The organism is Pseudomonas sp. NY15354 (assembly GCF_048068075.1).
In the GTDB taxonomy this organism is placed as follows: Bacteria; Pseudomonadota; Gammaproteobacteria; order Pseudomonadales; family Pseudomonadaceae; genus Aquipseudomonas; species Aquipseudomonas guariconensis_C.
Genome location: NZ_JBLUPV010000024.1, coordinates 1 through 12,914, shown reverse-complemented (window position 1 = coordinate 12,914; position 12,914 = coordinate 1). Strand labels below are relative to the sequence as shown.

Sequence of the window (12,914 nt, the reverse complement as noted above, 5' to 3'; positions counted from 1 at the left end):
ACTCAACAATGCCAGAGAGATCTCAATTCGCTGGGCACAAATCCGGTCCAGCGCTTGAACGAGCGGCGCAAATTGGTGTTGTCGTTAAAACCCAGCATCTGCGCCACTTCGTCGTTGCCGTAGCCCTTGACCTGATACAGGTACAACGCCAGGTCGCGCCGGGCGCAGTCGAGCTGCTCCTGAAAATGCGTGCCCTGGCGCGCCAGGCGGCGCTTGAACGAGGCCGGGCTGGTGGCGAAGGCGCAGGCGACGCGCTCCAGGCTCAAGGGCTGGCGCAACTGGCCGAGCAGATGGTCGTGCAACTGGTCGAGAAAACTCGTTTGCCAACCCCAGGTGTTCAATTGCCCATCGCACGCCTGGCGTGCCACTTGCTGGGCGGTGGAGCCGGCGCCGGGCCAGGGGCGCAGCAGGTATTCACGGGGCACGCTCATCACCGTGCACGGGCAATCGAAGGCCAGCGCATCGCCCAGGTGCACCCAGTACTGCTCCACATACCCAGGCTCCGGGTGGGCGAACTGAAAGCGCCACGGCAAGTGTTCGTGCTGCTGGCGGCGGGCCAGGGCGACCACGGCGGTCATGCTGGCTTCGAGCAGGAACAAGGTCTGCTCGCCCATGGCGCAGCTTTCGCGCCAGTACAGGTGCAGGTACTGCTCCTCCAGGCGCAGCACCGGGGTCAGCAGCGGCGACAGCAGGGCGCGGTACTGGCTCAGGCGCTCCAGCGCCTGCAGCAGGTGGTCGGCCTGCTCCAGCAGCAGGCTGGCGGCGCCGTAGTGCCCGGGCCACAGGCGCTGGCCATAGAGAAAACTGCTGTCGGCGGCGTCCAGCAGGCGCTGGGCGTTGGCGATCAGGCGCAGGAACTGCTGCGGGCTGAGCTGCGCGGTGCCTGTGATGATGTCCTCGTAGAACAGCCCGCAACCGCGCAGCAGGTGGTGGGTGTCGATGTGCCGCGAACGCGCCAGGTCGATCAGCGCGGCGGGCAGGTGGTGGGCGGCAATGAAGCGGCTGTCGCTGTCGTAGCCGTTCATGCGCTGCGCGCCTGGCGTGGTTTGGCCCGGGCCAGGGCCTGGTTGAGGCGCTTGAGCAACTGCGCCTCGTCTTCGTCCACGGCCATCACGCAGGCGACGCTGGCAGCCAGTTGCAGGCGTTCGCCGTGGCGGTTGGTGTGGTGGGCCAGGTGGGCGATGCTTTGGCGCAGCGCCTCGGCCATGGCCTGGGCCTGGCGCTCGCCGGTGTTGGGCAGCACCGCGACGAAACGGTCGCCGGCCAGGCGGCAGAGCATGTCTTGTTGGCGCAGGTTGAGCAGCAGCAGCTGCGCCACTACTTGCAGCACCTGGTCGCCTTCGTCCTGGCCGTAGCGCTGGTTGACCTGGTTGAAGTCGTCCAGGTCGATGGCCACCAGCGACAGCGGCTGCTGTTCGGCGCTGGCCTGGGCGATGGCCTGTTGCAGGTGCTGGCGCAGGTACTGGGCGCCGGCCAGCGGGGTGAGCTTGTCGAACAGGCGGTGCTCGCGGAACAGCTGCTCGCGCTTGCGCATCTGCTCGCTGATGGCGCGTTGCTCCTGCTGCAGGTGGTACATGCCCAGGGTCAGCAGCAGCATGCCCACCGGCATGGGCGCGGTTTCCAGCCAGTTGTCCCAAATCGCCTCGGGGGGCAAGCGGATGAATTCGTCGAGGGTGTCCATCCACATGGAGAACGCGGTAAAGCACAGGCCCACGGACAGCAGCCGGGTGACCCTGCCGGCCGGGCGGCCACGCAGCAGCATGAACAGCCAGCCGCAGAGGATCAGGCAGGTGCCGCCTTCGCCGGCCACATCCATCCAGTTGATTTCGGCCCAGGGTTTGATGTTGCCTGCGGCAAGGTAGATGAGCAGGCCGGCGTTGAAGGCCAGCAGCAGGCCGGTGAGGGTCAGGCCATGGCGTTTGAGCAGCGGGGGCATGGGGCGTCCTTGGTGTTGTTGTGGCCTGGGCGGGCCCTATCGCCGGCAAGCCGGCTCCTACAGGGATGTGTGGCCCACCCGGCAGCATGCGGGGTGATTATCTCAATCCGATGACGCTCACTTGCCGCGTGCGGTGCAGGGCAGGCCGTCCGGGCCGCTGGTGCCGTCACAATAACGCTCGCTGGCCAGGGCCAGCTTGGGCTCGTGCAGGAATTTGCGGCCCTTGGCGTCGCGCTGGATGTCGAAGGCGTCGTACAGCTGGTCGTCGGCCGAATAGGCGCGCACCTGCAGGCGGTCCTTTTCTACCCGCACGGTCTGGTACAGCTGGGTGTCCTCGGCGCTGCGGTCGGGCTGGCGGCGGGCGCGGTCGTTCAGGCCGTACATCTTCGAACCGGTCACCGAGACCATGTACACCGGGCCAATGGCCTGCCTGGCGCGCTGCGCGGCGGCAGTGGCCTGACGCCCGGCGGCGTGGGTCAGGCGGCTGTAGCAGTGGTCGTGGCCCTGCAGCACCAAATCGACCTTGTAGCGCTCCAGCAAGGGTTGCCAGGCGGCCTTCAGCGGCTCGGTGTCTTCGGGGCGGGCGCAGGTGTAGACCGGCTGGTGCATGACCACGATGTTCCACTGCGCCTTGCTGCTGCGCAGGGTGTTCTCAAGCCACGCGGTTTGCGCCGGCAGGGTGCCCAGGTCCAGGGCCGAGGTGCCGTCCAGCACCACGAAGCGCACGTTCTGGTAGTCGCTGTAGTAGCTGGTGTCGGCCACCCCTTCGGCGCCGTTGCGCGGCAGGGCGAACTGGGCCGGTACGTGGGGGCTCAGGCTGCGGCTTTCGCTGCCGTCGGCGTTCAACTGCTCGAGGTACTCGTGGTTGCCGAAGGCGGTCAGCTGCGGGATGGCTGCATATGACCAGCCGCCGGCCTGGTTCCATTCGCCCCATTCGTCGTCGTGGGCCAGGTCGTCGCGCGAGGCCACCAGGTCGCCGGCGTGCACCACCAGGGCCGGCTGCGCCACGCTGCGCAGGGCCTGGCGGATGGTGCGCGAGGCAATGGCGAGGATGTTGTTCTGGGTGTCGCCCAGGTACACGAAGCGGAACGGCGCGAACTGGCCTTTGGCGGTGCGGAACTGGTGCCACTCGCTCCAGCCGGCGCTGCCCTTGACCCGGTACACGTAGGCGGTGTCGGGTTGCAGGTGCTCCAGGCGCACCTGGTGGTAGTTGGCCGGGCCGTTGTCGCTGTCCAGGCGCTGGGTGCTGCCATTGAGCTGGCTGGCCTTGGCCTCCAGCGACGGGCCGGCCAGGGCCGGGCCCAGTTGCAGCACGGCGTCGGCCTGGGCCAGGTCGGTGCGGTAGCTGACCGCCATCTGGGTGGCGGCGTTCTGCCCCGGGGTGAGCACGATGCGGTCGGCGAGGGTGCCGGCAGCGTAGGGCTGGCCGGGTGAGCGCGGGATGGGGTTGGTGTCGTTGGCCTGGGCCATGGCGGCGCAGAGCAGGGTGGCGGCGAACAGCAGGGGGCGGTGCATAGGGTTTCCTCGAAAGGCCCGGATGGCGTGATGGGGGGCAAAGGAAACAAAGGCGAATGACGGTTCGGTTACCGGGTGGGGGTCGATTTGGCTCAGGTGAGCGAGTGTTCCAAAGCCGATTTTGGCGGCCATGCGCGCCCCTGTGGGAGCGGGTTTACCCGCGAAGCAGGCGGCGCGGTAGATGGCACCGGCTGCGCCGGTGTTCGCGGGTGAACCCGCTCCCACAGGGGGCTGCGAAGCGCTTGGGCGAGCATTTTCCAGCGCGGTAGCGCACCTTGCAGAGTTGGAGTATCGATGCTGTTGGCCAGGGGTCATTTGAGCTCAAAACGTCGGTAAAAACCGCCGAAAACCCGGTGCCACGGCGTTAGCTGCCGGGCTCTGTCATGCAAGTGTCACACAGCCTTTTTAGCGTTCGCAGCCATTCCCGGGTTCGCCGGGCCACTGCAAACGAGGGTTTCCAAGGTGGCAATGCCGTTACGTCACATCCGTTGCAACGGGTTTCGGGTCAGCCTGCTGGCTATCGCCATCGGCGCCGCACCTGCCTGGGCCGAGGAAGAGGCGGTGGAGCGGGTCGAGGTGATCGGCCAGGCTGCCAGCATCGACAAGGCCCTGCGCGAGCAGAAGAGCTCCGACAGCATCGAGAGCGTGGTGCACGCCGATGGCGTCGGCCAGTTGCCGGACGACAACGCCGCCGAAGCCCTGCAGCGGGTGCCGGGCCTGTCGGTGGAGCGCGACCAGGGCGAAGGCCGCTTCGTCAGCGTGCGCGGTATCGCCCCGGACCTGAACAGCGTGACCATCAACGGCACCCTGGTGCCGGCCCCCGAAGGCAGCCGCCGCGCCGTGGCCCTGGACGTGCTGCCGGCAGAACTGGTGCAGTCGCTGTCGGTGGTCAAGAGCCTGACCCCGGACATGGACGCCAACTCCCTGGGCGGCACCATCGAGGTGGAGAGCCTGTCGGCCTTCGACCACGACGGGCTGTTCTACACCTTCAGCAGCGAGGCCAGCCAGGACACCAACGTCGACAAGACCAGCCCGAAATTCTCCGGCGCCTTCAGCAACCGCTTCAGCCTGGGCGACGGCGTCGACAACTTTGGCGTGGCGGCGGCGTTCAGCTGGCAGAAGCGCAAGTTTGGCTCGGACAACGTCGAGACCGGCGGCAACTGGGACTTCAGCGGCGGCGATGCGCGCCTGGAAGAGGTGGAAGCCCGCGACTACCAGATCACCCGCGAGCGCACAGGCTTTGGCCTGAACTTCGACTACCAGCCCGACGACTACTCCAGCTACTACCTGCGCACCCTGTACAGCAAGTTCAAGGACACCGAGACGCGCAACGCCATGGGCCTGGAGTTCGCCGACCCGCAGGGCTCGGGCCAGCGTGGCGAGGCCGAGGGCTGGCGCGACCTGAAATCCCGCGAGGACACCCAGGAAATCCAGTCCTACGTGCTCGGCGGCGAACGCATGATCGGGCAGTGGACCCTCAACGCCCAGGCCGGCTACAGCCAGGCCACCGAGAAAGACCCGGGCGGCATCGCCGGGGCCAAGTTCGTCGGCGACTTCGACGGTGTGGGGTTTGGCGGCACCTCCAAGCCACGCCTGAGCGTGGGCAGCGATTTCTACAACCCCAACAACTTCACCTTGGATGAAGTGGAGTGGGAGAAGGTCAACGGCAAGGACCAGGAAAAGAACATCCGCCTGGACCTGGCCCGCGACTACGACCTGGCCGGCAACAGCGCCCAGGTGAAGTTTGGCGGCAAGGTCAGCCGGCGCGACAAGACCAGCGACACTGAAACTTGGGTGTACGATGATTTCACCGGGGTGAGCCTGGCCGACTACCAGAGCGGTAACGTCGACTACGCCCTGGGCCACTACGGCAACGGCATCAGCGCCGGCGCCATCAAGGGCCTGATCGGCGGCCTGGACAAGGCCGCGTTCTACGACGAAGAAGCCTCGCGCATCAACGACTTCGACATGAGTGAGGACATCAACGCCGCCTACCTGATGCACACCCTGGATGTAGGCGACTGGCGCCTGATTGCCGGCCTGCGCTACGAGGGTACCGAGTTCGACGCCAAGGGCACGGGCCTGCGTGATGGTGCCTACGAGAGCATCCACAGCAGCAACCGCTACGACCACTGGTTGCCCGGCCTGCATGCGCGCTACCAGCTGACGCCGGCCACTGCCTTGCGCGCGGCCTGGACCAACACCGTGGTGCGCCCGACTTTCGGCCAGTTGGCCCCGGGCTTTGCCATCGACGGTGCCGACGCCTCGTTCGGCAACCCTGAGCTGAAACCGCTGGAGTCGATGAACCTGGACTTCGGCATCGAGCACTACATGGGCCGTGCCGGGGTGGCCTCGGCGTTCCTGTTCTACAAGGACCTGGACAACTTCATCTACAGCACCGACCTTGCCGGCACCGGCGAGTGGCTGGGCTTCGACGAGGCGCTGACCTTCGAGAACGGCGGCGGCGCGCGGCTGTACGGCCTGGAACTGGCCTACTCGCAAAAATTCGACTGGCTGCCCGAGCCGTGGAACGGCCTGCTGGTGGGCGCCAACCTGACCCTGAGCAAGTCCGACGCCACCTACCAGGGCGCCACCGGTGCCAAGCGCCACATCGACCTGCCCAACCAGTCCGACACCGTGGGCAACTTCATGGTCGGCTGGGAGAACGACCGCCTCAACCTGCGCCTGGCCGCCAACTACAAGTCGGGTTACCTGCTGGAGCTGGGCGCCATCGACGACAAGGCCCACGACCAGTACGCCGATGACCAGCTGCACGTGGACTTCAAGGCCGGCTACTTCCTCACCCCCGAGCTGCAGCTGACCTTCGAGGCGCAGAACATCACCGACGAGTCCTACTACGTGTACAGCGGCCACCGCCGCTACAACGCGCAATACGAAGAATACGGCCCGACCTACAAGCTCGGCCTGACCCTGACCCACTTCTGACCCGGATACTGCCTGCCGATGCGTATGTTCAATCTGTCCATGCTGGGGCTGTGTATCGCCCTGGCCCAGGGCGCCGCCGTCGCGGCGCCAAGCCTGACTTTCAAGGGCCAAACCGTTGCCAGCGAATACAGCCAGTGGCTGGCGCCGCTGCCGTTCATGGCCCATGCCGAACGTCTGCAGGTGGCCGCCAAGGCCTTGCAGGTGGTCGATGCCCAGGGCCGTGTGCTCGGTGAGCTGGCCGGGCGTTTCGAAACCCTTGACCACCGCGCCGATGCCAATGGCCTGCTGGTGGCGACCCTCGACAAAAAGCGCCAGCAGGCCTTGCTGACCCGCCTGGGTGACGATGGCCAGTGGGCGGCGCTGCGGTACCTGCCCAAGACCCGCTATGCCATCGAAGGCTTGTGCCTGTACCGCGACAGCGCGCGCAACGACTTTTTGTTCCTGGTGGGCGAGGAGGGCGTTGGCGAGCAGTGGCTGGTCGGCCATGCCGGCGTGCCGCTGGCCGAAGCTCGCCAGGTGCGGGCCCTGAGCCTGCCGCCGCAAAGCGGCTTTTGCCAGGCCGACGACGCCAGCCACAGCCTGTACGTGAACGAAGAGAACGTCGGCCTGTGGCGCTACGAGGCGGCAGCCGAGGCGCCGCTGCTGCGCGAGCCGGTGGATTTGCGCGCACCGTTCGGCGGGCTGGCCAAGGCTGCCGCAGGCATGGCCGTGGTGCCGGGCGCGCTGTTGGCGCTGGACCCGGCGGCGGGCGCCTTGCACCTGTATCAGCAGGCTGCCGGGCACTGGGCCCCGGCAGGTGTGGTGCCACTGGCCACGCTCAAGGAGCCCGAACAGGTAAGCGCCCGCGCTGCCGCCAAGGGGCTGGAGCTGTTGCTGGTGGACGATAAAGGCACCCACCGCGCGCAGCTGGCCTGGGCACCGAAAGCGCTGCCACTGCCGGCCGCCCCGGCGCAGGTCACCGCGCTGGCGCAGACCGACGGGGTGCCCAGCCTGGGCGATGCGGCGGACGACCCGGCGATCTGGGTCAACCCGCAAAACCCTGCGCAAAGCCGCGTGCTCGGCACCGACAAGAAGGGCGGGCTGCTGGCCTACGACCTGGCGGGCAAGCAACTGCAGGATTTGCGGGTGGGGCGCCTGAACAACGTCGATGTACGCAGCGGTTTTCGCCTGGGCGAGCGCGAGGTGGACCTTGCCGTGGCCAGCAACCGCGACACCAATGGCCTGCACCTGTTCGCCATTGACCCGCGCAGCGGCCAGTTGAGCGATATCGGCCAGGTGTCCACGGGGCTGGCGGAGGTTTACGGCCTGTGCCTGTTCAAGGGCGCCGATGGCGCCATCGACGCCATCGTCAACGACAAGGACGGGCGCTTCGAGCAGTACCGCCTGGACGGCAGCAGCGGCAAGGCCGGCGGCCAGCGGGTGCGCAGCTTCAGCACCCCGACCCAGTCCGAGGGCTGCGTGGCCGATGACCGCCGCCAGCGCCTGTTCATCGGTGAGGAGGATGTGGCGGTGTGGGCGCTGGATGCCCGCAGCAGTGCCCCGGCAACGCTGCACAAGGTGATCGGCGTGGGTGGCCCGGTGCAGGACGACATCGAAGGCCTGGCGCTGTACCACGGTGCGCAGCGCGATTACCTGGTGATTTCGAGCCAGGGCAACGACCGCTACGTGGTGGTCGAGGCCGAGCCGCCGTACCGGCTGCGCGGCAGCTTCCAGGTGGGGCTGGATGCCGAGCGCGGCATCGACGGGGCTTCCGAGACCGATGGCCTGGAAGTGACTTCGGCGAACCTGGGCGGGCCCCTGAGCCAGGGCTTGCTGGTGGTGCAGGACGGGCGCAAGCGCATGCCCGAGGGTAACCAGAACTATAAGTACGTGGCCTGGGCTGAGGTGGCCCGGGCCCTGGGGTTGGAGTGAAGGCCATCGCGGGGCAAGCCCGCTCCCACGCGGATCGCAAGCCTCTGTGGGAGCGGGCTTGCCCCGCGATGGTTGTCATCCCCCCGCAACCTCTTTGCCATTGACTAGGAGCCAGCCGGCTCCCCAATTGAAAGGACACACGACATGCAAACCCCGACAACCCCGCTGCAACACACCACCGTCTGGGGCCTGGTCAGCGAGGCCAGCCTGGTGGTGCAGGCGGTGATGCTGTGCCTGGTGCTGGCCTCGCTGCTCAGTTGGTACCTGATCGTCTGGCGCGGCACCTTGCTGCGCCGCGCCGAAGGCCATGGCAAGGCGTTCCTCAAACAGTTCCGCGAGGGTGAACTCGGCGCGTTGTACCAGGACGCCCAGCGCAACGCACCGGGGGCGGATGCCGGCCTGCAGCAGATCTTCGTCGCCGGTTACCAGAGCTTCCAGCAGTTGCAACCCGGCCAGCAGCCCGATGCCGTGCTGGAAGGTGTCGAGCGCAGCCTGCTGGTGGCCATCGCCGAGCAGGAAGAGCGCCTGGAAAAGGGCCTGCCGTTTCTCGCCACGGTGGGTTCGGTCAGTCCCTACATCGGCCTGTTCGGTACCGTGTGGGGCATCATGAACTCGTTCCTCGGGCTGTCCCAGGTGCAGCAGGCGACGCTGTCCACGGTCGCCCCGGGCATTGCCGAGGCGCTGATCGCCACTGCCATCGGCCTGTTCGCGGCCATTCCTGCGGTGATGGCCTACAACCGCTTCTCGGCCCGTGCGCAAACCCTGATCGCCCGCTACTACGCCTTCGGCAACGAGCTGCAGGGTCGTCTGCAACGGCGCTTGCAGGCCGCCCCGGCGAACCTTGCCGCTGCCGCCTGAGGAGACTGAGCATGCTTGCCAAGCCTGTGCGCAAACATGGCCTGAAGGCCGAAATGAATGTGGTGCCCTACATCGACGTGATGCTGGTGCTGCTGGTGATTTTCATGGTCACCGCGCCCATGCTGGTGCAGGGCGTGCAGATCGAGCTGCCCAAGGTGGCCGCCGAAGCGCTGCCCACGCCGAACCAGCAGCGCATCGTCACCCTGTCGGTGAAGGCCGACGGCAGTTACTACTGGAACCTGGGTAGCGAGGTGGACACCACCGCGCAGACCGACAGCGCTGTAGACACTGCGCAGATGCGCGAGAAGATTGCCGCCATCGTCGCGCAAGACCCGCAGACCCAGGTGTACCTGCGTGCCGACCGCGACACCGACTACGCCAGCGTAGTGGCCGGCATCGCCGAGCTGCAGCGCGGTGGCGTCAGCCGCCTGGGCCTGATTACCGAGGCGCCGTGACCATGACCAGCCTGACCTTGCAGCAACCGATGTGGCCGGCCTTGCGCGAGCATGGCAGCGCGCTGGCCATTGCCGTGGCCCTGCATGCCGGCGCGGCCTGGTTGTTGTTCAGCCTGTCGCACACCCCCGAGTTGCCAGCGCCAGCGGCGCAGGTGATCCAGACCCAGCTGGTGCAACTGCCGGCACCGGAGCCTGTGGTAGCTGCGCCGACGGTGGTGGAGTCGGCACCAGTGGCGCCTGTGCCAAAACCGCAACCGACCGTGCAGGCGCCGCCGGTTGAAGACGCCGCGCTTGCGCTCAAGCGGGTACAGCAACAGGAGCGCCGCGAGCGCAAGCAGCGCGAGGAAAGCGAGCGCCGCGAGCAGTTGGCACGGGACGAAAAGGCCCGCGAGGCACGTGAGCAGGCGCAGCGCCTGGCTGCCGCACGCGATACCGAGGCCGCGCGCCAAGCGGCTACCGCCAAGGCCCGTGCCGAGGCCGACGCCGCCAGCCGGCAGTACCTGCCGATCGCGAAAGAAGCGCCGGACTACCCGCAGCGGGCGCTGGACCGGCATATCGAGGGGGAGTGCATGGTGGCCTACACCGTAGACCCTAGCGGTCGGGTCACCGACCCGCAAGTGGTCGGCAACTGCCACCCACTGTTCGTCAAGCCGTCGCTGGCGGCGGCCAAGCGCTTCCGTTACCAACCGAGGTTGATCAATGGCCAAGCTGTGTCAGTTCACAATGTAAGAAACAAATTCACTTACGAAATTCGTTGAAAAAAGCAAGTTAGATATCTTGGATGGATGAAGTCTAGCCAAGCTCGACCAGATTCTTGATTGTGGTGACCAACTCGACTGCCAGGAGATCGAAGAGTCGTACAACGAACCCGTGTAAAGGGAGAAGATATCCTGGCTACAAGGCAGGAAGCTCGTGCCGGTCGAACCCTCGTGAGGGTGAGTCGAATATTGAACTCAGGTTGTTTTCAATATTCCTGCGGGGCTCGCCGGTGCGGGTGCTGCGTTGGCTGCGTCTGAATCGCGATTGAAGATCTGTGCCGCTATCTCGTTCACGTCATTCAGTGATGCGCGAGTTATTTCTTTGGTGCCGCTTAGACAGGAGGTTCTGCCCGAGTTGCAAAAGCCTCGGGAGCGGCTTGCAGACGCTCTTGCAGCTTGGCAACATAAGCCTCTGCTTCACTCGTACTTGTAAACGAAACCGGATGCCCATCAATGATGACTTTGCAGCCGGTTCCGTTTTCGTCGTTCTGGATACCGATTTTCATGCCTGCCAGCTCCTTGGTGTTAAGTCGGCGGCAGGAGGATAGCGCGAATCCGCTATCAGGTAAATTGCTTCAGCTGCTCTAGAATACTGGTTTCAGCTTCCTGTGCAATTCAAGTAAATCGGTACGTGTCGCCAACCGTCGGACTAGGTTCTACTGGCTAAACGACGGCATTGCCTCTTTTCGGGACTATCCTAAGATGATATCCATCCAATATCAAAGTCGCGGAATGGAGGCTGATGTTTTTTGGAACTCGGCAGATCCGACATTTCACCGCCGGACACGGAAGGTGGGGGGCATGGAGCTGGTTTACATGTGTTGAGGCGCTGGATCCCGGTCAAGAAGCGAATTTGGATTCATGGAAAAGTCAAGCTAGAGGTAGTCTACAGGAAAAGTCGGCACCGGATCAGCAATTTGCGTTGGGCTGTTTCGCTGCGTAAAGCCGTGCGCATGGCTAATTCAAACCGGACCAAGACGACCTCGCTACGGACTAACAGCCCGCAATCGGATACCTTCCACTTCTACTTGCTCACCAATAGCGAATTCCTTTCGCGGAGATCGCACCACTTGCTCCTTGCCGGCGCTGTCGCGCACCGTGTATGCGTTACCCTCTAGACCGGTTGCCGACTGTACGCCAGATCCCACCAGCAGTCCAAAGCCTGCACCCAGCAAGGCGCCTACTGGGCCGCCGACCGCGCCACCCACCAGCAGTCCGGCGCCTGCACCAAATCCAGAACCGACCGTTGTGTCACTTTCCTGAGATATTACTTCATCCGCAATAGCAGTGCTTACTCCGAAAAAGCTCAAGGTAGCGCTCAAGACAAAAACATGTAGATGTTTCATGCTGCCTCCTAATGACAAGCATTGGCCCTTGTCATGCCGGTCCACTATGGGCGGTGCATTTGAGATTGTGGCCACCCAGCAAACAAGCTTAGCAGAGGGCAGCAGAAAACCCATGGATGGCGTGGGATGCGCAGGCTGCCTGTAATTCTGCCGAGGCTGACGTTTATCTGATTTGCTCAGGAGAAGAGAGCATGGCGTTATTTTTAGCATCTACTCGAAACGCTCGACTGGGTTATTGTTCTCTGGGAGGAAGAGCTCGTCGGAATTGCAGCACTCGCTATTCATCTTTGCGCATGCGGCATCTGCCAGCGCTTTCGTTGGATAGCTTGGCTTGAACCGCATTTTCTCCCAGTTGTCATAGATATCTAAGTCGCCCGATTCGGCGCTGGCCAAAAAGCGGGCGCCGTTTTTGAGCGTTTCTTGCTCGATAGGTACGATTGGAACGATAACGAATCTTGATTGCAGACAGCGGTTTGGCGGAGCGATGTTGAGCGTGTTGGTGATGACGTCAAGACTCTGTTCACTATCGAACTTATGTCGAGACCATTCGTCGACTGTGGGCACTTTTCGGTCCCCAGTGGACCAGTACGTGCTTCATCTGTGTATGGTGCGCCGGCAGTTACTGAGCGCTGCGGGAGAGGTGCGCCTGTAGCGCGCAAAAACCAAGGTAAAGCCTTGGTACTGAAACGTTTGACGGCTGAGAAGTCGGCCTCGCGTCGTCGAGACGTTAGTTGTTTCGGGTTTGGGGAGACTTGTTCGGAGTTTCCTTAGATGGTGTCGACAAAATCATGTCGTGAGTCGACGCGCGAGGAGGCGTGCTTCGGCCAGTCACACCCACGCCTCGCTCACGGTGAGCAACCGATCGTGGTGCATGATCAAGCGCCGAGCCCTCTCGATCCAGGCGTGCGTCTGCTCCATCAACCAGCGCCTGGGCATCACCACGAGGCCGGTCGGCGCAGGCGCTACAGTGAACAGATCGCCTTGCTCGGAGTGCCTTTGCCCTGTTCGTCTATTGTTGGGCCCGCGGATCACTTGAACGTCGACTGCGTGTGTCTGCTGCATGCGTTGAGCCCATTTCTGATCTTGCCCAGCAGCCGTGGACACGGGTTTAAGCACACATCCTGGCCTCGAAGGCCTCTGGGCTGATGTGCCCCAGCGTGCTGTGTCGCCGCTGGCGGTTGTAATCGGT

General features: G+C 64.6%; 11 protein-coding genes and 1 pseudogene. 5 read left to right on the top strand and 7 right to left on the bottom strand.

The features are described 5' to 3' along the window. Positions 1-2: 2 nt before the first annotated feature. From ACNFCH_RS19470 to ACNFCH_RS19460, 3 genes are all read right to left on the bottom strand, one after another. Entirely contained in the window at positions 3-1,025 is a 1,023-nt protein-coding gene (locus ACNFCH_RS19470) for an AraC family transcriptional regulator ligand-binding domain-containing protein (RefSeq protein WP_416743354.1), read from the bottom strand. Beyond that, positions 1,022-1,936, bottom strand: a complete 915-nt coding sequence (locus ACNFCH_RS19465) for a GGDEF domain-containing protein (RefSeq protein ID WP_416743352.1) — start codon at positions 1,934-1,936, stop codon at positions 1,022-1,024. Before ACNFCH_RS19465 ends, ACNFCH_RS19470 begins: the two co-directional genes overlap by 4 nt. 117 nt (positions 1,937-2,053) lie before the next feature. Continuing rightward, positions 2,054-3,451: a fibronectin type III domain-containing protein gene (locus ACNFCH_RS19460; RefSeq protein WP_416743350.1), complete on the bottom strand. Its 1,398-nt coding sequence runs from the start codon at positions 3,449-3,451 to the stop codon at positions 2,054-2,056. A gap of 468 nt (positions 3,452-3,919) precedes the next feature. On the opposite strand from ACNFCH_RS19460, the gene ACNFCH_RS19455 reads away from it, so the two are divergent. The 5 genes from ACNFCH_RS19455 to ACNFCH_RS19435 all read left to right on the top strand — a co-directional run bounded on the left by ACNFCH_RS19455 (position 3,920) and on the right by ACNFCH_RS19435 (position 10,379). Next, the gene (locus tag ACNFCH_RS19455; protein WP_416743348.1) at positions 3,920-6,397 is read left to right on the top strand and encodes a TonB-dependent receptor; all 2,478 of its coding nucleotides are present in this window, start codon (positions 3,920-3,922) and stop codon (positions 6,395-6,397) included. An 18-nt stretch (positions 6,398-6,415) separates the two neighbouring features. Continuing rightward, positions 6,416-8,308 carry a phytase gene (locus ACNFCH_RS19450; RefSeq protein WP_416743346.1) on the top strand — a complete coding sequence of 631 codons (1,893 nt, stop codon included), beginning with the start codon at positions 6,416-6,418 and terminating at the stop codon, positions 8,306-8,308. A gap of 144 nt (positions 8,309-8,452) precedes the next feature. Next, complete coding sequence (tolQ, locus tag ACNFCH_RS19445) at positions 8,453-9,166, top strand: protein TolQ (RefSeq protein ID WP_416743344.1); 714 nt, start codon at positions 8,453-8,455, stop codon at positions 9,164-9,166. 11 nt (positions 9,167-9,177) lie between these two features. Continuing rightward, positions 9,178-9,621, top strand: a complete 444-nt coding sequence (gene tolR / locus ACNFCH_RS19440; protein ID WP_416743342.1) for a protein TolR — start codon at positions 9,178-9,180, stop codon at positions 9,619-9,621. Between the two features lie 2 nt (positions 9,622-9,623). After that, on the top strand, positions 9,624-10,379 hold the full coding sequence (locus ACNFCH_RS19435) for a TonB family protein (protein ID WP_416743340.1): 756 nt from the start codon (positions 9,624-9,626) through the stop codon (positions 10,377-10,379). 332 nt (positions 10,380-10,711) lie between these two features. Here the strand turns inward: ACNFCH_RS19435 and ACNFCH_RS19430 are convergent, their stop codons facing one another. The 4 genes and pseudogenes from ACNFCH_RS19430 to ACNFCH_RS19415 all read right to left on the bottom strand — a co-directional run. Continuing rightward, positions 10,712-10,885, bottom strand: a complete 174-nt coding sequence (locus ACNFCH_RS19430; protein WP_416743338.1) for a hypothetical protein — start codon at positions 10,883-10,885, stop codon at positions 10,712-10,714. Positions 10,886-11,365: 480 nt separating this feature from the next. Further along, the gene (locus tag ACNFCH_RS19425) at positions 11,366-11,725 is read right to left on the bottom strand and encodes a hypothetical protein (protein ID WP_416743336.1); all 360 of its coding nucleotides are present in this window, start codon (positions 11,723-11,725) and stop codon (positions 11,366-11,368) included. A gap of 210 nt (positions 11,726-11,935) precedes the next feature. Further along, positions 11,936-12,289 carry a hypothetical protein gene (locus tag ACNFCH_RS19420; RefSeq protein ID WP_416743334.1) on the bottom strand — a complete coding sequence of 118 codons (354 nt, stop codon included), beginning with the start codon at positions 12,287-12,289 and terminating at the stop codon, positions 11,936-11,938. Positions 12,290-12,553: 264 nt separating this feature from the next. Continuing rightward, positions 12,554-12,802, bottom strand: a pseudogene (locus tag ACNFCH_RS19415) (IS5/IS1182 family transposase); the annotation flags it as partial. Positions 12,803-12,914 lie beyond the last annotated feature (112 nt).

Bases quoted from the DNA above. Each gene is read 5' to 3' on its own strand.
- ACNFCH_RS19470 (WP_416743354.1), bottom strand. From the start codon at position 1,025: ATGAACGGCTACGACAGCGACAGCCGCTTCATTGCCGCCCACCACCTG.
- ACNFCH_RS19465 (WP_416743352.1), bottom strand. From the start codon at position 1,936: ATGCCCCCGCTGCTCAAACGCCATGGCCTGACCCTCACCGGCCTGCTG.
- ACNFCH_RS19460 (WP_416743350.1), bottom strand. From the start codon at position 3,451: ATGCACCGCCCCCTGCTGTTCGCCGCCACCCTGCTCTGCGCCGCCATG.
- ACNFCH_RS19455 (WP_416743348.1), top strand. From the start codon at position 3,920: ATGCCGTTACGTCACATCCGTTGCAACGGGTTTCGGGTCAGCCTGCTG.
- ACNFCH_RS19450 (WP_416743346.1), top strand. From the start codon at position 6,416: ATGCGTATGTTCAATCTGTCCATGCTGGGGCTGTGTATCGCCCTGGCC.
- tolQ (WP_416743344.1), top strand. From the start codon at position 8,453: ATGCAAACCCCGACAACCCCGCTGCAACACACCACCGTCTGGGGCCTG.
- tolR (WP_416743342.1), top strand. From the start codon at position 9,178: ATGCTTGCCAAGCCTGTGCGCAAACATGGCCTGAAGGCCGAAATGAAT.
- ACNFCH_RS19435 (WP_416743340.1), top strand. From the start codon at position 9,624: ATGACCAGCCTGACCTTGCAGCAACCGATGTGGCCGGCCTTGCGCGAG.
- ACNFCH_RS19430 (WP_416743338.1), bottom strand. From the start codon at position 10,885: ATGAAAATCGGTATCCAGAACGACGAAAACGGAACCGGCTGCAAAGTC.
- ACNFCH_RS19425 (WP_416743336.1), bottom strand. From the start codon at position 11,725: ATGAAACATCTACATGTTTTTGTCTTGAGCGCTACCTTGAGCTTTTTC.